Raw genomic sequence first — 21425 nt, 5'->3', positions numbered from 1 at the left:
AGGAGCTGCTTATGCGGCTCCTTTTTCATATCTAAAATTCATCTCATAATTCCTACTCTCAACGCTCATACTATGTAAAGAAACTGAATTGTAGGAAGGTGGACGACTATGTTAACTCCACAACAAGTAGGTCAATTTAAATCCATTTTAGAAAAACAAAAACAAGAACTAGAGCAAACGATACAAACTCATGAAAATACAGATCGTGCTTCTGAACGTGACTCAGTAGGAGAACTGTCTAGCTATGACAACCATCCAGGTGATATGGCTACAGAGCTATATGAACGGGAAAAAGACTTCGGGCTTATTGAACTTTGGCATAAACAGCTTGAGGACACGAAACATGCCTTGCAAAAAATAGAAGCGGGTACGTACGGCATTTGCGAAGTGTCTGGCGAAGAGATTCCATTTGAAAGATTGGAAGCAATGCCGACTGCTACAACATGCATCCAGCACGCGACAAATAAGTTAAATATGAATACACGACCAGTTGAAGAAGAAGTGTTGTCTCCTTCTTTCCACAAGCATGATGAGGACAATTCTGTTGAGTACGATGCGGAAGATGCGTGGCAAGATGTCGCAAATTACGGAACATCTGAAACGCCGTCTGATTTAGAAAGACAAGATTCAAAAAACTATAATGGCATGTATGTAAATAGTGAAGAAAACGTAGGCTACGTGGAGGATTTTGAAAACTTTATCGGTACGGATATGTACGGGAAAAACCCACAAGTTTTCGCTACAGAAGAGCATGAAGAATATGAACAAATGCTTGATGATTTTGAAGAACGTACCTTCAAAGGTGAATTATCTTCAAATGAATCTAGTTCCAAAGAATAAAAAAAAGCATTCCGAAAATCGGAATGCTTTTTATCGCTAGCTAATTAGTTTTTTGTAACGTTAGCAGCTTGTGGTCCACGGTTACCTTCAACGATTTCGAAAGAAACTTCTTGACCTTCTTCTAAAGTTTTGAATCCGTCACCTTGGATAGCTGAGAAGTGAACGAATACATCGTCTCCACCTTCAACTTCGATGAAACCGAAACCTTTTTCGCTGTTGAACCATTTAACTTTACCTGTTTGCATGTCATGTACCTCCTAAATAAAAATGAAACTATGAATCCACATGAAAAGGTGGATATAAAGGACATGAATGTATAACAAGCTTACAGCCTTTAATTCAACGTGCTTTATTTCCGTACCACATTATGTAGCTCAATAGTGATTTCACTATATCACGCTATATCCAAAACGTCAAATGAGAACACTTTCATTCCACCATTTTTTTATAATTTTAATATAATGTTGAATTTCCATATTCATATATTATCCCGCCATTTGCGGACAGCTTGATTAGCGGGAGCTGATAATCAGTTTTGGTTGGTTCCACTTTATTTGAAAATTAACAAAACTAAAGTATTCTAATCCTACTAAATTCTGTACAATATAAGTATCTATTACATACGAGGTGAAAAAAATGAGAGCACATGAAATTGAGTATAAGTTATATGGCGATGATATGCAGTTTGTTGAAATTGAGTTAGATCCAGAAGAAAGCGTGATCGCAGAAGCTGGTGCAATGATGATGATGGAAGATTACATAGAAATGGAAACAATCTTTGGTGATGGTTCTGGCCCATCTGGAGGTTTATTCGGAAAATTAATGGGCGCTGGTAAACGTCTCGTTACAGGCGAAAGTATGTTTATGACTGTATTTACAAATACAGGTCACGGCAAACGCCACGTCTCATTTGCTGCTCCTTATCCTGGTAAAATTATTCCTGTAGATTTAACAGAGTATCAAGGAAAAGTAGTTTGTCAAAAAGATGCCTTTCTTTGTGCCGCAAAAGGTGTTTCCATCGGAATTGAATTTACGAAAAAAATAGGAACTGGTTTCTTCGGTGGTGAAGGTTTCATCATGCAGAAACTTGAAGGTGATGGCCTTGCTTTCATGCACGCAGGTGGAACTGTATATAAACGTGAATTAAAACCTGGTGAGAAACTTCGCATTGATACAGGTTGTCTCGTTGCCATGACAAAAGATATTAACTATGATATCGAATTCGTTGGTAAAGTAAAAACAGCTCTATTTGGCGGCGAGGGTTTATTCTTCGCAACATTAGAAGGTCCTGGAACAGTTTGGATTCAGTCCTTAACACTTAGCCGATTAGCAGCACGCCTTACAAGCCCAGCAGCGCAAAGTACCGGCGAAGGTAGTGTATTAGGTGGACTTGGTCGTTTATTAGATGGGAAAGAGTAAAAAGGGCCCTTATGTAGGCATGGCCATCAACTAATAAAATAATAAACTTAAAACACCCGTGCTTGCAGTAATGCAGTGAAAGGGTGTTTTAAGTTACGTCTACAAACGAGAAAAAGCAGTTAAAATAAAGTAATAAGGTTTACTTCAGGAAAATAAGGTATATTATATTTGTTGAATAGATTCTCTTTAGAGACAAGAAAAGTAGGTGAACAAAGTGGGAAAATATCAATTGGATTCCAAAAGTCAGGTAGCTGTGGCAAAGTTCCATGAAAAACAGAAACCTGCCAAATTTGATAAAAAGCAACAACTTGAAAAATTGCGTACGGAGTATTTGAAAAAGAAGCAAAAACAAACAGATAAATAATACGTTTTGTTTTTCAAATTTTTCTGTATATAGTGTAAACAAACACAAGAAAATAGGTAAGTTATTCATCGTTCAAATATATACAGGCTATTTTTTCAAACCTCTTACTTATGCAACTAACGCATGCGTCAGTTCATTAAGAATAACTAAAAAAGTCGATTCCTTGAGATGAAAAAGAGTAAACAGTGCCCTTATCAGGCACTGTTTTATTTTGACGTTATAATTTCCTCCACTGATTTAGATAAGCGATACAAGCTATTCCCCACCTCCAAAAGAATGAATCAAGTTCCTCACTGCATATATTAAACTATACTTTTTCTTAAGGAGGGCTTCCTTAATGCGTACTCCTTTATCCTTTGATAAAGACACTGCCATACTGTTAGCTTCTTGTTGTGAGTTAACGTATGAACAATATAAACAAAATGGCATTTTCGAAATACCAGATGGTTTTCAATATGTACAAGGGTTTCAAGGAAAGGCCATTCAAACAACAGAATGGTTCGGATTTATATTAGAATCTGAGGATACAATTATTGTTGCCTTCAGAGGCACTCAAACAGATCCAGATTGGATTATTGATTCTCTCGTCAATCAAAAACCTTATCCTTATGCTTTAAATGGCGGAAATGTCCATAACGGTTTTCTCTCTATTTATGAGTCTTGTCGTGATTCTATTATGGATATGCTCGTATCATTGCCAGCACATAAAAAACTGCTAGCTACTGGGCATAGTCTAGGTGGCGCGCTTGCCACATTACACATATTAGATGCACGTATAAATACTGCCTTCGCACAGTATGGACTTTATACATTCGCTTCTCCAAAAGTAGGAGATATCGCTTTTCGAAATTATTATAAACTACAAGTAGCTAGTAGCTTTCGTTTCGTCAACTTGTTCGATGTCGTCCCACTTCTCCCTCCCCGAAACATAAATTTTAATGATCATGATTGGGAGTATGCACACGTCCATCACAACATGACATTTACAAAAAACACAAAATCCATTACAAATAATCATTCCATTACAACATACAAAACATGTCTGACTTCTCATTTTTAACCAGTAAACAATTGGAAATAAAATATTCGTATACTATAATAATGTATGAAGTTATTTTTGGATGAGGGGACCTTACATGTTAAAATTTATCTTCGCACTTTTTCTTATTGTAATTTTTACGGTTACAGGTTTCTTTACATTTTCATACTTTGCGACAGGAGAGTATGATGGGGCAGGTATCATATATACCACTGTTCCATTTCTTTCTTAAGCAAAATAAATAAAACGAGCTTAATTTTATTAAGCTCGCTTTATTTATTAATATCCATTTTTGTTGGTAAATTGATAATATATCTCCCAATATAGCAACCTCTTTAAAACTGTTTAACTGCATTACCGATACCCCAAATTTCATTACTGTACTGCAAAATCGTTCGATCGCTCGCAAAATGACCAGACTGTGCAATATTTAAAATAGACATTTCTAGCCACTTCGTTCGGTTCTCATAAGCTCTACCAACAGCTTCTTGTCTTTCAGCATACGGACCAAAATCTCGCAGAACGAAATATTCATCGTTTTGAATAACGAGAGAATCGTAAATCGCTTCAAATTCAGCTCCCGATTGTGCAAAGAAACCATTTGTTAATTGATCAACTACTTTTTTAATGTGCCTATTGTGGTGATAATAATCACTTGCACGATATCCACCATTTTGATAGTAATGAAGAACCTCTTCCGCTGTTAAACCGAAAATAAAACAGTTATCCTCACCGACCCGGTCTTTTATTTCAACGTTAGCACCGTCTAGCGTTCCGAGTGTAATCGCACCATTCATCATAAATTTCATATTACCTGTTCCCGATGCTTCTTTACTCGCCGTTGAAATTTGTTCACTTACATCCGCTGCTGGGAATATATCTTCAGCTAAAGAAACTCGATAGTTTTCTAGAAAGATAACTTTCATATATTGACTGACATACGGGTCATTATTTACTTTTCTTGCGAGTTCATTTATTAATTTAATAATTTTTTTCGCGTAATAATAGCCAGGTGATGCTTTCGCTCCAAAAATAAAAGTACGCGGATAAAATGTAAAACTAGCATCCTCTTTCAAACGGTTATACAAATATAAAATATGAAGAACATTTAATAATTGTCGTTTATAAGCATGTAATCTTTTCACTTGCACATCAAAAATAGAATTTGGATCAATGGTAATCCCCATTGTATTATGAATACGCTCCGCTAAAATCTCTTTACGCTCTTGTTTTACCTCTGCAAATTTCTCTTGGAAACTCGCATCATATTGAACTAATTGTAGCTCTTGAAGCTTAATCGGTTCTTTCTTCCACTCCGTTCCAATCGCCTCTGAAATGAGATTTGTTAACTGTGGATTTGCTTTCATAAGCCAGCGCCTATGAGCAATTCCATTCGTCTTATTATTAAACTTATCTGGATAAAATTCATAAAACAATCGCATTTCCCGCTGCTTTAATATTTCCGTATGAATTTTTGCTACACCGTTTACGCTATGGCTACCGACAATCGCTAAATGAGCCATTTTCACAAGGCCATGTGCAATAATCGCCATTGCTTCAATACGATCCCACTCATATGGATACTGTTCCCACAGTTCATGACAGAAACGTTCATTAATCTCTTCAATAATCATATAAATTCTCGGTAATAACGGTTTAAAAATGTGAATTGGCCACTTTTCGAGCGCTTCTGATAACGTCGTATGATTCGTATAAGAAATCGTCTGCGTCGTTATGTGCCAAGCTTCTTCCCATGCTAACTTTTCTTCGTCTAGTAAAATACGCATCAGTTCCGGAATTGCTAAAACCGGATGTGTATCGTTAATGTGGATCGCAATTTTTTCATGTAGTTGACGAAGGTCACCATATCTTTCTCTATGCATTCGAACGATATTTTGCAAACTTGCTGATACGAGGAAATACTGTTGTTTTAAACGAAGTATTTTTCCCTCATCATGCGTATCATCTGGATATAAAAACTCCGATACAGCCTCTGTTTCACGCTTATATTTCAAAATATCTTTGCAGTTTTGCGGGAAAGGAACTGGTTCAGCATTCCAAAGTCTAAGTGTATTTACAGTACTCGTCTCATAGCCAACTACCGGCACATCATATGGCACGGCCATAATGACTTCTGCATTTGTATGCCTAAACTCTAAACGCCCGTCAATTTCTAGCGGTTCAACACTGCCGAAATAACTTACTTCTACAGCTTGATCATACCTTCTTACTTCCCATACGTTTTCATGAAGAAGCCACTGTTCTGGAAATTCAACTTGATAACCATCAACAATTTTCTGATCAAACAAACCATGTTTATAACGAATTCCACAGCCATGTCCTGGTAAGTTTAAAGATGCGAGTGAATCGAGAAAACAGGCTGCTAAGCGTCCAAGCCCACCATTACCAAGGCCTGCATCTGCTTCCACTTCTTCTAACTCTTGTAACGAAATCCCTAGTTCAGATAACCCCTGCTCGCATACATCTCGAATACCTAAATTCAAGATGTTACTTCCAAGCAAACGTCCAAGCAAAAACTCAATAGACAAGTAATACATTTGCTTTTGCTCTCCGGATCGATAACTCTCGTTCGTTGCAATCCATTGACTATTCATATACTCACGTACCATATGGCCGAGTGTATTATATTGATCACGAGTTGTAGAATCTTTAAAACTTTTACCATACATCGTCTCTAACTTTTCTAGAAAAGTTGATTTAAAACTTTCAACATGAGTAAACATTTTTTCACCACCTACATGTTATTCCATGAGACTTTTATACAATTCCTTATAAGCAAGAGCCGATTGCTCCCAGCTATAATCTTCAGTCATCGCTTGTTTTACAAGCTGCTCCCACACTGGTTTATCATGATAGAATTCAATTGCACGATGAATCGTATGCAGCATGTCATGTGCATTAAAATTCGTGAAACTGAAACCATTTCCTTCTCCAGTTTCTTCATCATAAGAATGTACCGTATCGTTTAACCCACCTGTTTCTCTTACAATTGGAATCGTACCGTATGCTAATGCGATAAGTTGTCCAAGTCCACACGGTTCAAACAGCGATGGCATTAAAAACAAATCGCTTCCCGCATACACTTGGTGAGCTAATTCTTCATTAAATCCGATATAAACTTTTACCTTCTCCGGATACTCATATGCCATCCACTCAAAGAATTGCTCATATTCCGAATCACCTGAACCTAAAATAATACATTGTACATCTTCTTCCATTATTTCGCGGAATACAGTACGTACTAAATCAAGACCTTTTTGCTTCGTTAATCTCGTTACCATTGAAATAATTGGTGTATCCTCTTTTTCTGGCAAACCAAAATAACGCTGCAAGGCGCGTTTATTTTCACTCTTTTCATATAATGAACCTGCATCATACTGGGCCTTAATATACGAATCCGTTTCTGGATTATATACGCTCGTATCAATACCATTTACAATGCCGCTAAGCTTATCATTATATTTTCGCAGTAATCCATCTAACTTCTCACCGAAAAATTCATATTGAATTTCTTCCTTATACGTCGGGCTCACCGCTGTAATTTGATCCGAAGCAATAATACCGCCTTTCATAAAGTTTACGTTTCCATAAAACTCTAGCTGCTCACTATGAAAATATTCATCACCAAGCTCTAACAAGTCGTACATCACTTCAGGAGGAAATACTCCTTGGAACTGCAAGTTATGAATTGTATATACCGTTTTAATACGCTCATATAACGGGTTATCTTGATACTTTTCACGAAGTAAGAAATTAACCATAGCCGTATGCCAATCATGGCTATGAAGAACATCCACTTCAAAATCAAGGTGCGGAATACACTCTAACACTGCTTTTGAGAAATAAGAAAAACGCTCTCCGTCATCATAATGACCATACAGAGAATCTCTCTTAAAATAATATTCATTATCTATTAAGTAATACGTAATTCCGTCTTGCTCACCTTTTAAAATTCCACAATATTGATTTCTCCACCCAAGAGGGACGTTAATTACTTTATGTAACGTACATCCATCTCTTAACTTTTGCGGAATGAGACTATAATTCGGAAGTATAATACGAACGTCCACTCCTAATTTTTTTAGCTCTTTTGGGAGCGCACCCGCTACATCAGCTAATCCTCCCGATTTCACAAACGGTACACATTCTGATACTGCAAATAAAATATTCACTTGTTGTCCCACTGCGCGAAAAGTTTTTATTACTCCTCTTGCAGCTTCCTCCCTTCGAGTTTTCATTTAAATTAAAACTTTAATCAGTGGAGGAAAAAGCCCCCACTGATTCTTTAGGAATAACTATTAATCGTACTGTTTTGTACGCTTCCTTTTTCTACAACATACGGCTCATCGGCGCTTCCTTTTAATACGACACCGTCGCCAATTTTCACGTCTTTATCAATAATAACACCGTCTATTATACAGTTATCTCCAATTTGGCTCTTTTGCATAATAATACTGTTACGAATAATTGAACCTTTTCCAATTTTAACCGAACGGGAAACAACACTGTTTTCGACTTCCCCTTCAATAATACTGCCATTTGCAATCATTGTATTTTTCACGACTGCACCCTTTAAATAACGAGTTGGTGGCTCATCTTTTACTTTCGTAAAGATCGGTGCTTCTTTCTTAAATAATTGCTTCCAAATAGCAGGTTGCAAAATTTCTAAGCTATGTTTATAGTAACTTTCAATCGAGTCAATAATTGCTACATATCCAGTATGTTCATATGTAGCAATGTGTAATGATTTCCCGCGCTTTTCTCTCACTACATCAAATAAACTGTATTGTTCCACACCTTTATATGACTCAAATAAGTCTAACAATAATTGTTTCTTTAACACGTATGTTTGAAGCGAAACCCCTTCATGGCAAACTTCTGTAATATCAGCTGCCGTATGTATATGTCGCTCTAACACCGCTTGAAAATTTAATGCTGTTACGAGATGGCTATTCGTAATAACAACGTACTCTTCTCTGCTTCTTAGAAAATAATCAATATGTCTTCTAAAGTGTGCAAAAGACCCAAATTCATCTTGGTCACATTGGCAGTTTGGCGGGAATAAAAATAGTCCGTCTCGTTTTCTATCTAAATCCCACTGTTTTCCTGAACCAACGTGGTCCATTAACGAACGATTTTTATGGCTTGTAAAAACTGCCACACTATGAATACTAGAATTCACCATATTTGAAAGCATGAAATCAATGAGTCGATAACGGCCCCCAAACGGTAACGCCGCTAGTGAACGATGCCCTGTTACTTTCTTTAAGGAAGGAAAACTTCCCGTTGCATTAATAATTCCTAACATTTTTTCTCCCATTCATTTCATCCCCCTTTTCTATTTCCCTTCAGCAATTAATACTACATCGTCAACATTCTTTTCTGGACGAATGATTGTTCCATCTTCGATAACCATTTCTGATCCAACAATCGCTCTTTCAATCACAACATTTTTACCAATCTTAGCCCCTGGCATAACAACAGAATCAATCACCATACTTCCTTCTTCCACCGTCACTCCTTGGAATAACACAGAATGCTTCACGTCCCCTTCAATGACGCATCCTTCGTTAATAAGCGATTCTTCTACTTTCGCCTTTTCAGCAATATATTGAGGCGGTTCGTTTGGATTGACAGAGTAAATACGCCAATTACGATCGTTTAAATTCAGTGATGTTTCATCGCGAAGCAAATCCATATTCGCTTCCCATAAGCTCTTCACCGTTCCAACATCTTTCCAATATCCTTCAAACGGATACGCCATTAACTTCTTCCCTTCATCCAATAAAAGCGGAAGTACGTCTTTTCCGAAATCGTTACTAGATTCAGGGTTTCTTGCATCCATCTCTAAATACTCTTTCAAAATTGACCAATTAAAAATATAGATTCCCATTGATGCAAGATTACTTCTTGGAAATTGTGGTTTCTCTTCAAACTCAACAATCTCCATTTCTTCATTTGTATTCATAATGCCAAAGCGACTCGCTTCATCCCAAGGTACTTCAATAACAGAAATGGATACGTCCGATTCTTTCTCAATATGGTAATCTAGCATCTTACTGTAATCCATTTTATAAATATGGTCGCCTGATAAAATAAGAACATACTCTGGTTCATATTGACTTAAATAGTTTAAGTTTTGATAAATGGCACTTGCCGTACCTGTGTACCACTTCACACCTGAAGACTCCGCATAAGGAGGTAATACTGTGACTCCACCGCTTACTCGGTCTAAATCCCATGCATTGCCGATTCCGATATAATTATGAAGTTCTAGTGGTTGATATTGCGTTAAAATCCCAACCGTTTCAATACCAGAATTTGCGCAGTTACTTAGCGTAAAATCAATAATGCGATATTTACCACCAAATGGAACAGCTGGCTTGGCTAAATTTTTTGTTAATGCACTTAATCGACTACCTTTTCCCCCTGCTAGTAACATTGCTACGCACTTTTGTTTTTGAGCCATCTTGTTTTTTGCTCCCCTTTCTCGTCTTCACTGGTCGTAATATGGATACGCCAAATGGTGGAATTGTAATCTCTACATGTGCTGCTTGATTATGGTACGGTTCTAGAATTGTCTTAAGACGTTTCTTATTCACTTGCCCCGAACCGCCATATTGCTGTGCATCACTGTTTAAAATCTCGTTATAATACTCGAAATCTGGTACACCTACTTTATAGTTTTCATATGTAGCTTTCGTAAAATTACATACGACAACTAACGCATCTTCTTGTTTATCCCCTTGGCGGATAAAAGAGAAAATACTTTGCTCATTATTATTAGCATCAATCCACTGAAAACCTTCAGGTGAATGGTCAAGCTGCCAAAGTGGTTTTGAGCGCTTATACAATGCTATGAGCTCATTAAAGTAATCATGCATATAACGATGCATTTCAAAATCATGTAAATTCCAATCTAAATCTTCAAGGTCTTTCCACTCATCAAACTGTCCGAATTCTCCTCCCATGAAAAGTAACTTCTTTCCTGGGTGAGTAAAGAAATATCCATATAATAAACGAAGTTGAGCAAACTTATCCCAGTAATCACCTGGCATTTTATTTAATAACGACTTTTTCCCATGAACGACTTCATCATGAGAAAGCGGTAATATGAAGTTTTCAGAGTACGCATATAGTAAAGAAAACGTCATTTTCTCATGAATGTGTTTCCTATATTCAGGCGCACACTCCATATATTTCAGCACGTCATTCATCCAGCCCATGTTCCATTTGTAATTGAATCCAAGCCCACCTTCATACGTTGGAGTTGTTACAAGTGGCCAAGCTGTTGAATCTTCTGCCGTCATAAGAAAATCTTCATCCTCTGCAAACACCGCTTCATTTAACTCCCTTAAAAATGAAACAGCATGCTCATTACTTTGCTCTTGTCCTTCTTTATTCCAGTACAACATGTTCGCAACTGCATCAACTCTGAAACCATCAATATGGAAATATCTCATCCAAAATAACGCATTTGAAATTAAGAAATTACGTACCTCTCTCTTTCCTAAATCAAAATTGACAGTTCCCCATACTGGATTTTCTTGTACATCTTTATCTTTATATTCATAGGTCGGTGTACCATCAAACAAATATAAACCGTGAGCATCTTTACAAAAATGCCCCGGCACCCAATCTAAAATGACACCGATTCCATATTTATGACATTCGTCGACAAAATGCATTAAATCATGCGGCGTACCAAATCTACTCGTCGCTGCATAATATCCCGTTCCTTGATATCCCCAAGAACGATCATATGGATGCTCAACAAGCGGCATAATTTCAATATGTGTAAATTGATGTTCCACCACATATGGAATGAGTTCTTCTACCATTTCCCTGTAAGAATACAGTGTTCCATCTTCTTTCTTTTTCCAAGAACCAAAATGCAATTCATAAACTGTCATCGCTTCTTTATAAATCGATTTTTTCTTTTTCTTACGAGTCCAGTTTTTATCATTCCATTCATATCCCTTTATATCAAAAACTACAGATGCCGTATTCGGTCTTACTTCTGCATATACAGCATACGGATCTGCCTTTAAAATGACGTCACCAGCCAACGTTTCAATCGCATATTTATATATTTCTCCTTCTTCAATATGCGGTATAAACAAGGACCAAATGCCTTCTTCTGTCACTTGTAGCATTTTATGTTGCTCATAATCCCACTCATTAAAATCTCCAACAACACTCATTGCTTTCGCATGAGGAGCCCACACTGTAAATCGTACCCCTTGAATCTCATCTTCCGTCACAACATGTGCGCCAAAGATGTTATAACTTTCATAGTACTTTTCTGTATGAAACTCATCTCGTTTCACTTCTTCACAATTTATTACACTCAATATGCTCACCTCACTTAGATGACAGAATTTTTTATACTTTAACTATTTCTGCGAAAAACTGCAATATCCTTGTTAATTTATAAAAAATATTCGTTTTTTTCTTAAAAACGTTAGTTTTTCTCCACATTTCCGTGTAAAATATCGAATTTTGACGAATATTCATTGAAAACGCTTCATTCTACTTCTATATTTCCTCCTATTATTTTTTTCTCAACCTTTATTTTATTAGGTTTATACTATTTTTCATGCTATTTTCCACTCAAAATCAAAACAAAATAATCTGTAATAAAAAAATGTTTCTCAACATTTTTTGTCATATTTTTATTGAAACGCGAAATTCATAAGCATATACTTGTTCTCAATAAAGAACTCTGATCTTTCGTAACTATAATTCATAGCGGACTACTATGTTTACTTATTTATCCTTGTTGCGAACGGTTGCTATACAAATTTAACTAGGAGGCTTTCTTATGTCATTAAAACAAAAAGTAGGAATGGGAATTATCACCGCTTCACTTGGCTTATCCCTTACATTCGGCGGTGTATTCGCCTATTTCAGTGATTCAGAAACATCAAGTAACTCATTTCAAGCTGGAACACTAGATCTTTCTATTAATCCAAGTGTAATCGTTAATGTGAAAGATTTAAAACCAGGTGATTTTATTGAAAGGAACTTCAAGCTTGAAAATAAAGGTACATTGGATATCGCAAAAGTAGCACTTGAAACATCATATGAAGTTACAGATGCAAAGCAAAATAATGACGGTGAAGATTTAGGTGATCACATTATCGTCAAGTTTCTAGTAAATGATGGACAGCCATCTAATCCAAACGATGATCATGAGATTGTGTGGGAAACAAAACTATCACAATTAAAAACTATGAAACCTGAAGATGTCGCTACGTCTCTAGAACGTCATAACTTAATAGATGGTATTAAATCTGGTGAAACAGATTACTTACACGTCCTCTTCTCATTTGAAGATAACGACCGAGATCAAAATAAATTTCAAGGTGATTCCCTGCAGCTAAACTGGACATTCCATGCTGAGCAAACAGCTGGCGTGGAGAAATAATTTTTAAAAATATAAATTACCGGAGGCCTATAAATGAAAAAGAAAAATCGTTTTGTTACCGGAATTGTAACAGCTGGCGTTTTGTTTTCAACTGCTATTCCGTTCAATGTACTTGCTGAAAATCCTATTAACCAAATTGAATCTTCAAATGCTCATTCTATATTATCTAAGCTTTCTAAAGAACAACGCCTGGCATTACAAACGGTAGATGCCAACCCTGGTTTTACAATTTCACCAGATATTAATACGAGTAGTTCTGAGCCTGTAAATATCATCGTAGAATTTCAAACTGCTCCAGTAAAGATTAATGAATTAAAACAAAAAGAAAAAGGATTACAGTCTGCTCCTGAAAATATAAAAGCACGTATTGATCAAGAACATGAAGAATTCGAAAAAGGACTAAAACGTCTTTATCAATTCAGCCCATCAGTAAAATCAGGAAACTTCCAGTCTGTACAAATTAAACGTTCTTATAAGCATGCGATAAATGGTGTTGCGATGACATTACCAGCAAATACAGTAGAAGAATTGTTACGGATTGGCGTTGTAAAACGCATTTGGAAAGATTACGAAGTGAAATTAAATTTACCAAAACAAGCTGAGCAAAAAGCACCTCAAAAACTAACAGATAGCATCCCGCAAATTGGAGTAGATAAGTTACATAGTGAGGGCATTACCGGAAAAGGAATTAAAGTTGGTGTATTAGATACAGGTATTGATTACAATCATCCTGACTTAAAAGACGTATATAAAGGCTATCGCGCGAAACCTGGTGAGGACTCTAGCAAAGTAGACCCAAACTCAGTAAAGGGTTGGGACTTTATTAATAACGATGCAGATCCAATGGAAACTACTTATTCAGAATGGCAACAATCTGGTGCTCCTGAATTTGATAGCCGTGGTTCTTCCTTCTACACAGCCCACGGCACTCACGTAGCAGGTATCGTTTCTGCACAAAAGAAGAACCAATCTGATTCAGCAGTAAAAGGTGTTGCACCTGGCATTGAACTGTATAACTATCGTGTACTCGGCCCATACGGAAGTGGAGATAGTTCAGGTATTATCGCTGCAATTGATAAATCTATTTCTGACGGTATGAATGTTATTAACTTATCGTTAGGTGATGATAGCAACAATCCACTCGATCCAACATCTATCGCTGTTAATAATGCAATGCTTTCAGGCGTTGTTACAGTCGTTGCTGCTGGTAACTCTGGACCAAATCCATCAACACTCGGATCGCCAGGTGCTTCGCCATTTGCAATTACGGTTGGAGCAAGTGATAGCTCTATTTCCTTACCGAAACTATCAGGTCATGCTGGACAATTACAATTTCCTAACCTAATTCTATTCGGCAAAAACTTCACTGATAAAATAGAAGATTTCAAGGGACAAACTTTACCTATTGAATCTGTAGGAATTGGTACGCCTGACGAGTTTAGTAAAAAAGATGTAAAAGGAAAAATCGCTCTCGTTGCACGCGGTACACTGTCATTTGATGAAAAAATTGCTAATGCAAAACAAGCAGGTGCAAAAGCCGTTATTATTTATAACAATGTGGATGGAGAAATTCCTTTCTACGTTGGCGAAAGTACAAAATACATTCCAGCATTCCGCCTAACGAAAGAAGACGGTGAAAAACTAAAAGCTCAAATCGAACAAGGTAGCACCTCCTTAACTCTCGATGAAATTAATTACATTCAAACAGAAGGCGATCATCTTGCAGACTTTAGCTCACGCGGTCCTGTTACAGCAAATGATGATATTAAGCCTGATATTACAGCGCCTGGTGTCGCTATCCTTTCAACAGTTCCTGAATATATTAACGACCCGCAAGAGGGTGAAAACTACGCTGTTTCCTATGAGCGTATGCAAGGAACATCTATGGCTTCTCCTCATATCGCTGGCGTTGCTGCTCTAATTTTACAAGAACACCCAGACTACTCTCCGTTCGATGTAAAAGCGTCTCTTATGAACACAGCTAATGATTTAAAAGAAAAATATTCCGTATATGAAGTTGGAGCTGGGCGAGTAGATGCTTACAACGCCGTTCGTACAGAAACAAGCTTTAAAGTATTAGATACGACACAAACTGTTGTAAATGATGAAGTAATTGAAGCACCCGAAGAAACTGGATCTATTGCATTCGGTAAGTTTTATCAAAAAGACGGTGAAGCTCTTGAACAAAAACGAAATATAAAAGTAACTAATCATAATAAACAAGAGAAAAAAGAATTTAAAACAGAAATTTCTTATACACCAGCATCGTCTACTATTAACGATGCTGTCGCAAACGGTGTAAAAATCTCTGCTCCAGAAACAATTACTCTTGATGCTGGCAAAACAGGTGAAATTGAAGCAAAAATTAATGTTCCAGCCGGTGTGAAACAAGGCCGATATGAAGGGTACATTCATATTACGAACACAAAAAATAAAGAAGAAACATATCAAATCCCATTCTCTATTCGTGTATCAGAGCCTGGTATTGAAAATGCAATACTATCAAGAAAAGCAATTTCAACTGATACATCTAAATTCAATCCATACGGTGAATCGTATGTTCACGGAGCATTCCAATTAAACAGCGAACTTGAAACGTTAGATCTTATCGTAAAAGATTCCAAAACAAATAAAGCTCTTGGCTTCATTGGAACATTAAACACGAGTGGCCTAAAAACTGATGTGTATTACTACTTAGATTCATTCTTTAATGGAAAAGTGTATCCTTTTACAAATGATCCTGCAAAACCAATCGGTGATGAGAAAATCAACTTACCAGAAGGAGACTACACAATTGAGTTTGTCGGTTATGATAAGGCTGGGAAAGCACGTGTAAAAGGTGATTATGTTGTAATTGATAATACACCACCAGAAGTGAAATTAACTGGATTAAAACCTGGTATTTACGAGTTAAATGAAGAAAATTATACAGTAGAAGATGGCAAAAAAGCACTATGGATTAAAGGAAATGTATACGATTCAAACGTTGATTACTTAAAAGGAAAAGGATTAAACATTACGCAAGAAGCGAATGGCGTTATGTACTATGACTATTCTCCATACTTGCATAAGTTTTTACCGATTAATGCAAATGGCGACTTTAAAGTTGGCATTACACCTGACTCCTTCAGAACGGAAGGTCCAATGAACACAGGCGTATATATTTTCGATTATGCAACTGCAGGTCCTGACTATCCAAACGGTGTAAATAACTACTGGTTTATCCCGCAAGGTGCTCAATATGCAAAAACTAGTTACGATAAAAAAGAATTATATAAAAATGACGAGTTCACAGTAACACTAAACGCGAAACACGTAAAACAATTTGTTGCTGGGCAATTTAATGTAAACTTCCTAGAGAAGAACTTCAAATTTGCAAATGCGAAATTGAATCCTGCCTTTGAAAAACTTCTTTCTGAAAAAGGGGTAACAGCAAAAGTAAATGAACCGAAGCTAGAAGCAGGCTCTGTTACAGTTGGCGGTGCTATCGATGACAAAAACTTCGCTGGATTAGATGGTGATTTCCCGTTCATTGATGTAACGTTCAAAGTAGAAAACGATGAGTTTTATGAAGCAACTGCTCAATTAGAGTCACCAGTGTTTGTATACTGGAAACCAGGAGAAACAGAGCCAAATAGAATGCGTGTCCTTCAAGATCAATCATTCTCAGTAATGTCCTTAAACTCACTAGTAGAAGGAAATATTAAACCTGGTGCATTCTTAAATGAACGTGGATATTTAGATGAAAAGTTAGATTATACAAAGCTTGGCGTAAAAGTATATGCGACTGATTCTTACCGTCATAAGTTTGAAGGCTCACTAGATAAATACGGATACTTCAAATTAAATGGACTTCCTGTTAATAAACGCGACTACAACTTATATGTAGAAGTACCAGGGCATTTAACAAGCCGCCTAACTACGAAACTAGGTACTGAAAAAGACGGCAAGCTACTTGGCCAATATTATTATGCACGCCTTGATGAAAACCTTGCAGGTGATGTAAATGGCGATAAAGTAATTGATATAAAAGATGCTGAAATTATCGCTAGCAACTATAATAAAAAAGGACTATCTGTGAAAGACGGCGACCTTAACAAAGATGGTATTGTCGACGAAAAAGATATTCGCTTCGTTGAAAAGAACTTCTTGAAAAAAGGTCCAGATGCATCTAAATCACAAACACCTGTTGAAAAATCAAAAAGCGGTACACTGGCAGATATTTTAAAGAAATTAGGATTAACGCCTAAAAAATAATAATAAAGAGCACTCTACTTAAAGTAGGGTGCTCTTTTCTATAAACGACCCTGATCCAGCAAAAGGGGTATATTGGGGATATACAAGGGAAACCGGAAAAGGAATTTATATTAAATTATATGAATTCAGAGGTAGGAAGCAGTGTCCCGCCCCTGAATGATTTAGCAATTATTATAGTACTGGTGCCATTGTTTCTTTTAATACTTTTACAGAATGAGCGAACTTCGCTTTTTCTTCTTCATTTAACTCAAGCTCTACGATTTCACGTACACCTTCGCGGTTAATTACAGCTGGAACACCTACGTAAGCATCTTTCTCACCGTATTGGCCTTCAAGGTATGCAGATACAGTTAATACGCTGTTCTCGTTGTTTAAGATTGCTTTAGTTACACGAAGTAGTGACATACCGATTCCGTAGTAAGTTGCACCTTTACGCTCGATGATATGGTAAGCTGCATCACGTACATTTTCGAAGATTTTATCTAAGTCTTCTTGTTTGTACTGTTCGTTGTTAGCTAAGATTGTTTCTAGTTTTTGTACACCGATAGTAGCGTGGCTCCATACTGGAAGTTCAGTATCACCGTGTTCACCAACGATGTAAGCATGAACGTTACGTGGATCTACATCTAAGTAGTCACCTAACATGTAACGGAAACGAGCAGAGTCTAAAGTAGTACCAGAACCAATTACGCGCTCTTTTGGTAAACCAGATTCTTTCCAAGTTACGTAAGTTAAAATGTCAACTGGGTTAGTTGCGATTAAGAAGATTCCATCGAATCCGCTATCCATAATACCGCGAACGATTTGTTTAAAGATCTTTGTATTTTTCTCAACTAAGTCTAAACGAGTTTCACCTGGCTTTTGTGGTAATCCAGCAGTGATAACTACTAAATCTGCATCTTTACAATCTGCATAGCTACCGCTCCAAACTTTTGTTGGTGATGGAGAGAATGGTACCGCATGGCTTAAGTCCATTGCTTCCCCTTCTGCTTTTGCTTCATTAACATCTACTAATACGAATTCTTCAGCTACACCTTGGTTGATCATTGAGTAAGCGTAACTACAACCTACAGCTCCTGTTCCTACTAATACTACACGATTGATACCTTTTTTCATGGTAATTTCCCCTCTCTATTGTTCACATATATTTTTTTATGATTGTTTAAGTAATTAATTAAAATACTAATTTAATGTTGTTTAACTTCTTTACATTCATATTGTAGCACGTATTATTGTGAATTACTTCACAAATTATGACCTATTTGTGAACTTTTTCACATAGAGTGTAAAGTTATTGGAATAGGTGTGGAATCCATTTCAATGGAGGCGTTTTCTTTAGATTGTGAAAGGGATTTTCTTGTGGTTTTTGTCGGTAAGTGAAATTATATCAGCGATTTTTGCAATATATCGACTTACCGACAATACTGACAACATAAAAAAGCTGTCTTCAGTAGATCACAGCTATTGAGAGAAAGCAGCTTCTTCTATATATTATTTATTTTCCACAGTAGCTCCCAGATGCATTTTCATCGGTTTCTCCAAGTGTAGGAGGCTACAGCCATACAGCTGGGGTAAAAGTTCAAGTTGAAGTTAATTCCTTCATATTCATACAGGTCCAAATAATTAACATGATTGTATTTACGGCTCTCTATGTACCCAACTGCAACAGCGAATACTTCATATTTCTTCTATTGCATAAAAAAGCAGACTATCCAAAGTCCATTTTTATACAACAAAAAAGAGATAGCAGATTATGCTATCTCTTTTAGTATGACCCGTACGGGATTCGAACCCGTGTTACCGCCGTGAAAGGGCGGTGTCTTAACCACTTGACCAACGGGCCAGTTCTGGCAGAGAAGAAGGGATTCGAACCCTCGCACCGCGTTCGCGATCTACTCCCTTAGCAGGGGAGCCCCTTGAGCCACTTGGGTACTTCTCTATAAATATGGCTCCGCAGGTAGGACTCGAACCTACGACCGATCGGTTAACAGCCGATAGCTCTACCACTGAGCTACTGCGGAACAATTATGGTGGGCCTAAATGGACTCGAACCATCGACCTCACGCTTATCAGGCGTGCGCTCTAACCAGCTGAGCTATAGGCCCATAATTGAAAAGCGGGTGAAGAGAATCGAACTCTCGACCAGAGCTTGGAAGGCTCTTGTTTTACCACTAAACTACACCCGCATTAAATTGTAAATGGTGAGCCATGAAGGACTCGAACCTTCGACCCTCTGATTAAAAGTCAGATGCTCTACCAACTGAGCTAATGGCTCATTTTGAAAGTGGTGCCGACTAGAGGACTTGAACCCCCAACCTACTGATTACAAGTCAGTTGCTCTACCAATTGAGCTAAGTCGGCTTGCGACTTCAAAATGGTGGCTCGGGACGGAATCGAACCGCCGACACGAGGATTTTCAGTCCTCTGCTCTACCGACTGAGCTACCGAGCCTTTATGTAAAAATGGCGGTCCCGACCGGGGTCGAACCGGCGATCTCCTGCGTGACAGGCAGGCATGTTAACCACTACACCACGGGACCATTTGGTTGCGGGGACAGGATTTGAACCTGCGACCTTCGGGTTATGAGCCCGACGAGCTACCGTGCTGCTCCACCCCGCGATGATAAAATATTTACCTTAGAAAAAATGGAGGAGGTAGAGGGATTCGAACCCCCGCGCGACTCTCGCCGCCTGTCGGTTTTCAAGACCGATCCCTTCAGCCGAACTTGGGTATACCTCCGAGATATATACGTCTAATGGTGGACCTTGTAGGACTCGAACCTACGACCGGACGGTTATGAGCCGTCTGCTCTAACCAGCTGAGCTAAAGGTCCTTTATGGTAGCGGCGGAGGGGATCGAACCCCCGACCTCACGGGTATGAACCGTACGCTCTAGCCAGCTGAGCTACACCGCCATAAATGATATTAATATAAGTGGAGCCTAGCGGGATCGAACCGCTGACCTCCTGCGTGCAAGGCAGGCGCTCTCCCAGCTGAGCTAAGGCCCCATGTTTTTTAGGAATATCGGGAAGACAGGATTTGAACCTGCGACCCCCTGGTCCCAAACCAGGTGCTCTACCAAGCTGAGCCACTTCCCGTTAATAAAAGCGCGCCCGAGAGGAGTCGAACCCCTAACCTCTTGATCCGTAGTCAAACGCTCTATCCAATTGAGCTACGGGCGCATATGGTGCCGAGGGCGGGGGTCGAACCCGCACGGTGGTCACCCACCGCAGGATTTTAAGTCCTGTGCGTCTGCCTGTTCCGCCACCCCGGCATGTCATATTGAAAATTGGAGCGGAAGACGGGATTCGAACCCGCGACCCCAACCTTGGCAAGGTTGTATTCTACCACTGAACTACTTCCGCAAGACATGTATGAGTTATTTAATTAAAAGTGCGGGTGAAGGGAGTCGAACCCCCACGCCAAAGGCGCCAGATCCTAAGTCTGGTGCGTCTGCCAATTCCGCCACACCCGCATATTAATTTATTTAAGAAAAATGGGGCGACTGATGGGAATCGAACCCACGAATGCCGGAGCCACAATCCGGTGCGTTAACCACTTCGCCACAACCGCCATGATTTCTGGTGCCGACTAGAGGACTTGAACCCCCAACCTACTGATTACAAGTCAGTTGCTCTACCAATTGAGCTAAGTCGGCTAAATGGTGGAGGATGACGGGATCGAACCGCCGACCCCCTGCTTGTAAGGCAGGTGCTCTCCCAGCTGAGCTAATCCTCCATTTGCCTGGCAACGTCCTACTCTCACAGGGACAAGGTCCCAACTACCATCGGCGCTAGAGAGCTTAACTTCCGTGTTCGGTATGGGAACGGGTGTGACCTCTCTGCCATCATTACCAGACTATATTCATTTAAGACAAGAATTATTGTAACTCATTTACTTTTTAAAGTCAACAAGTTTTTTATATTCTTTCAAAACTAGATAACATTGCTACATATTATATGGTTAAGTCCTCGATCTATTAGTATTCGTCAGCTCCACATGTCACCATGCTTCCACCTCGAACCTATCAACCTGATCATCTTTCAGGGATCTTAC

Annotated in this window: 14 protein-coding genes, 22 tRNA genes and 2 rRNA genes; 7 read left to right on the top strand and 31 right to left on the bottom strand. The window is 38.3% G+C overall.

Features of this window, described 5'->3' with window-relative positions:
- Positions 1 to 108: 108 nt before the first annotated feature.
- Entirely contained in the window at positions 109 to 840 is a 732-nt protein-coding gene (locus tag MR112_RS15210; RefSeq protein WP_000957396.1) for a yteA family sporulation protein, read from the top strand.
- Between the two features lie 44 nt (positions 841 to 884).
- Here MR112_RS15210 and cspD read toward each other — a convergent pair whose 3' ends face one another.
- On the bottom strand, positions 885 to 1085 hold the full coding sequence (gene cspD, locus MR112_RS15205; RefSeq protein ID WP_001193054.1) for a cold-shock protein CspD: 201 nt from the start codon (positions 1083 to 1085) through the stop codon (positions 885 to 887).
- Between the two features lie 391 nt (positions 1086 to 1476).
- Here cspD and MR112_RS15200 point away from each other — a divergent pair, with 391 nt between their 5' ends.
- The 4 genes from MR112_RS15200 (at position 1477) to MR112_RS28780 (ending at position 3894) form a co-directional block, all read left to right on the top strand.
- A complete protein-coding gene (locus MR112_RS15200; RefSeq protein ID WP_025709976.1) occupies positions 1477 to 2259 on the top strand; it encodes a TIGR00266 family protein in 783 nt (260 codons plus the stop codon).
- 214 nt (positions 2260 to 2473) lie between these two features.
- Positions 2474 to 2623 carry a hypothetical protein gene (locus MR112_RS15195; protein WP_000521639.1) on the top strand — a complete coding sequence of 50 codons (150 nt, stop codon included), beginning with the start codon at positions 2474 to 2476 and terminating at the stop codon, positions 2621 to 2623.
- A gap of 337 nt (positions 2624 to 2960) precedes the next feature.
- Positions 2961 to 3683, top strand: coding sequence for a lipase family protein (locus MR112_RS15190; protein ID WP_001260111.1), 723 nt, complete (start codon positions 2961 to 2963; stop codon positions 3681 to 3683).
- 76 nt (positions 3684 to 3759) lie between these two features.
- Positions 3760 to 3894, top strand: a complete 135-nt coding sequence (locus tag MR112_RS28780; protein WP_000911075.1) for a hypothetical protein — start codon at positions 3760 to 3762, stop codon at positions 3892 to 3894.
- 103 nt (positions 3895 to 3997) lie between these two features.
- Here the strand turns inward: MR112_RS28780 and glgP are convergent, their stop codons facing one another.
- The 5 genes from glgP to glgB all read right to left on the bottom strand — a co-directional run bounded on the left by glgP (position 3998) and on the right by glgB (position 12037).
- A complete protein-coding gene (gene glgP / locus MR112_RS15185) occupies positions 3998 to 6406 on the bottom strand; it encodes a glycogen phosphorylase (protein ID WP_242245095.1) in 2409 nt (802 codons plus the stop codon).
- A gap of 18 nt (positions 6407 to 6424) precedes the next feature.
- On the bottom strand, positions 6425 to 7855 hold the full coding sequence (gene glgA, locus MR112_RS15180; protein WP_242245094.1) for a glycogen synthase GlgA: 1431 nt from the start codon (positions 7853 to 7855) through the stop codon (positions 6425 to 6427).
- A gap of 113 nt (positions 7856 to 7968) precedes the next feature.
- The gene (glgD, locus tag MR112_RS15175) at positions 7969 to 9003 is read right to left on the bottom strand and encodes a glucose-1-phosphate adenylyltransferase subunit GlgD (protein WP_000504168.1); all 1035 of its coding nucleotides are present in this window, start codon (positions 9001 to 9003) and stop codon (positions 7969 to 7971) included.
- 18 nt (positions 9004 to 9021) lie between these two features.
- A complete protein-coding gene (gene glgC, locus MR112_RS15170; RefSeq protein ID WP_000057619.1) occupies positions 9022 to 10152 on the bottom strand; it encodes a glucose-1-phosphate adenylyltransferase in 1131 nt (376 codons plus the stop codon).
- Positions 10100 to 12037, bottom strand: coding sequence for a 1,4-alpha-glucan branching protein GlgB (glgB, locus tag MR112_RS15165; RefSeq protein WP_242245093.1), 1938 nt, complete (start codon positions 12035 to 12037; stop codon positions 10100 to 10102). Before glgB ends, glgC begins: the two co-directional genes overlap by 53 nt.
- A gap of 470 nt (positions 12038 to 12507) precedes the next feature.
- On the opposite strand from glgB, the gene MR112_RS15160 reads away from it, so the two are divergent.
- Both MR112_RS15160 and MR112_RS15155 read left to right on the top strand, forming a co-directional pair.
- Positions 12508 to 13113, top strand: a complete 606-nt coding sequence (locus MR112_RS15160) for a CalY family protein (RefSeq protein ID WP_000053927.1) — start codon at positions 12508 to 12510, stop codon at positions 13111 to 13113.
- 33 nt (positions 13114 to 13146) lie between these two features.
- Positions 13147 to 17370 carry a S8 family serine peptidase gene (locus MR112_RS15155; RefSeq protein ID WP_078187657.1) on the top strand — a complete coding sequence of 1408 codons (4224 nt, stop codon included), beginning with the start codon at positions 13147 to 13149 and terminating at the stop codon, positions 17368 to 17370.
- Between the two features lie 171 nt (positions 17371 to 17541).
- On the opposite strand, the gene MR112_RS15150 is transcribed toward MR112_RS15155, so the two are convergent.
- The 25 genes from MR112_RS15150 to MR112_RS15030 form a co-directional block, all read right to left on the bottom strand.
- Positions 17542 to 18486: an L-lactate dehydrogenase gene (locus MR112_RS15150; RefSeq protein WP_000715339.1), complete on the bottom strand. Its 945-nt coding sequence runs from the start codon at positions 18484 to 18486 to the stop codon at positions 17542 to 17544.
- Between the two features lie 655 nt (positions 18487 to 19141).
- A tRNA-Glu gene (locus tag MR112_RS15145) sits at positions 19142 to 19213 on the bottom strand.
- Positions 19214 to 19218: 5 nt separating this feature from the next.
- Positions 19219 to 19309: transfer RNA gene (locus tag MR112_RS15140), tRNA-Ser, on the bottom strand.
- 7 nt (positions 19310 to 19316) lie between these two features.
- Positions 19317 to 19391, bottom strand: a tRNA-Asn gene (locus tag MR112_RS15135).
- Between the two features lie 7 nt (positions 19392 to 19398).
- Positions 19399 to 19475: transfer RNA gene (locus MR112_RS15130), tRNA-Ile, on the bottom strand.
- Between the two features lie 10 nt (positions 19476 to 19485).
- Positions 19486 to 19556: transfer RNA gene (locus MR112_RS15125), tRNA-Gly, on the bottom strand.
- A 13-nt stretch (positions 19557 to 19569) separates the two neighbouring features.
- Positions 19570 to 19645 (bottom strand) — tRNA-Lys (locus MR112_RS15120).
- Between the two features lie 10 nt (positions 19646 to 19655).
- Positions 19656 to 19731: transfer RNA gene (locus MR112_RS15115), tRNA-Thr, on the bottom strand.
- A 14-nt stretch (positions 19732 to 19745) separates the two neighbouring features.
- Positions 19746 to 19821, bottom strand: a tRNA-Phe gene (locus MR112_RS15110).
- Between the two features lie 12 nt (positions 19822 to 19833).
- A tRNA-Asp gene (locus MR112_RS15105) sits at positions 19834 to 19909 on the bottom strand.
- Positions 19910 to 19912: 3 nt separating this feature from the next.
- Positions 19913 to 19989, bottom strand: a tRNA-Met gene (locus MR112_RS15100).
- Between the two features lie 27 nt (positions 19990 to 20016).
- A tRNA-Ser gene (locus MR112_RS15095) sits at positions 20017 to 20109 on the bottom strand.
- A 17-nt stretch (positions 20110 to 20126) separates the two neighbouring features.
- Positions 20127 to 20203, bottom strand: a tRNA-Ile gene (locus MR112_RS15090).
- Positions 20204 to 20207: 4 nt separating this feature from the next.
- Positions 20208 to 20284: transfer RNA gene (locus tag MR112_RS15085), tRNA-Met, on the bottom strand.
- Positions 20285 to 20304: 20 nt separating this feature from the next.
- Positions 20305 to 20377 (bottom strand) — tRNA-Ala (locus tag MR112_RS15080).
- Positions 20378 to 20393: 16 nt separating this feature from the next.
- A tRNA-Pro gene (locus MR112_RS15075) sits at positions 20394 to 20467 on the bottom strand.
- A 10-nt stretch (positions 20468 to 20477) separates the two neighbouring features.
- Positions 20478 to 20551 (bottom strand) — tRNA-Arg (locus MR112_RS15070).
- Positions 20552 to 20554: 3 nt separating this feature from the next.
- Positions 20555 to 20643 (bottom strand) — tRNA-Leu (locus tag MR112_RS15065).
- A 16-nt stretch (positions 20644 to 20659) separates the two neighbouring features.
- Positions 20660 to 20734 (bottom strand) — tRNA-Gly (locus tag MR112_RS15060).
- A 29-nt stretch (positions 20735 to 20763) separates the two neighbouring features.
- A tRNA-Leu gene (locus MR112_RS15055) sits at positions 20764 to 20844 on the bottom strand.
- 22 nt (positions 20845 to 20866) lie between these two features.
- Positions 20867 to 20942 (bottom strand) — tRNA-His (locus tag MR112_RS15050).
- A 9-nt stretch (positions 20943 to 20951) separates the two neighbouring features.
- Positions 20952 to 21027, bottom strand: a tRNA-Thr gene (locus tag MR112_RS15045).
- Positions 21028 to 21031: 4 nt separating this feature from the next.
- Positions 21032 to 21107 (bottom strand) — tRNA-Val (locus MR112_RS15040).
- A 4-nt stretch (positions 21108 to 21111) separates the two neighbouring features.
- Positions 21112 to 21227 (bottom strand): 5S ribosomal RNA (gene rrf, locus MR112_RS15035).
- A 101-nt stretch (positions 21228 to 21328) separates the two neighbouring features.
- Positions 21329 to 21425 (bottom strand): 23S ribosomal RNA (locus MR112_RS15030); the annotation flags it as partial.

The sequence above is a fragment of the Bacillus cereus group sp. BfR-BA-01330 genome, from assembly GCF_022663885.1.
GTDB lineage: Bacteria > Bacillota > Bacilli > Bacillales > Bacillaceae_G > Bacillus_A > Bacillus_A cereus.
The sequence above is the reverse complement of the archived record's forward strand: the minus strand, read 5'-3'. Positions and strand labels throughout refer to the sequence as shown.

What these genes read in the sequence shown, in the direction of transcription:
- MR112_RS15150 (WP_000715339.1), bottom strand. Translation starts at nt 18,486, where the DNA reads ATGAAAAAAGGTATCAATCGTGTAGTATTAGTAGGAACAGGAGCTGTA.
- MR112_RS15210 (WP_000957396.1), top strand. Translation starts at nt 109, where the DNA reads ATGTTAACTCCACAACAAGTAGGTCAATTTAAATCCATTTTAGAAAAA.
- glgC (WP_000057619.1), bottom strand. Translation starts at nt 10,152, where the DNA reads ATGGCTCAAAAACAAAAGTGCGTAGCAATGTTACTAGCAGGGGGAAAA.
- MR112_RS28780 (WP_000911075.1), top strand. Translation starts at nt 3,760, where the DNA reads ATGTTAAAATTTATCTTCGCACTTTTTCTTATTGTAATTTTTACGGTT.
- glgP (WP_242245095.1), bottom strand. Translation starts at nt 6,406, where the DNA reads ATGTTTACTCATGTTGAAAGTTTTAAATCAACTTTTCTAGAAAAGTTA.
- glgD (WP_000504168.1), bottom strand. Translation starts at nt 9,003, where the DNA reads ATGGGAGAAAAAATGTTAGGAATTATTAATGCAACGGGAAGTTTTCCT.
- MR112_RS15190 (WP_001260111.1), top strand. Translation starts at nt 2,961, where the DNA reads ATGCGTACTCCTTTATCCTTTGATAAAGACACTGCCATACTGTTAGCT.
- MR112_RS15155 (WP_078187657.1), top strand. Translation starts at nt 13,147, where the DNA reads ATGAAAAAGAAAAATCGTTTTGTTACCGGAATTGTAACAGCTGGCGTT.
- MR112_RS15160 (WP_000053927.1), top strand. Translation starts at nt 12,508, where the DNA reads ATGTCATTAAAACAAAAAGTAGGAATGGGAATTATCACCGCTTCACTT.
- MR112_RS15200 (WP_025709976.1), top strand. Translation starts at nt 1,477, where the DNA reads ATGAGAGCACATGAAATTGAGTATAAGTTATATGGCGATGATATGCAG.
- cspD (WP_001193054.1), bottom strand. Translation starts at nt 1,085, where the DNA reads ATGCAAACAGGTAAAGTTAAATGGTTCAACAGCGAAAAAGGTTTCGGT.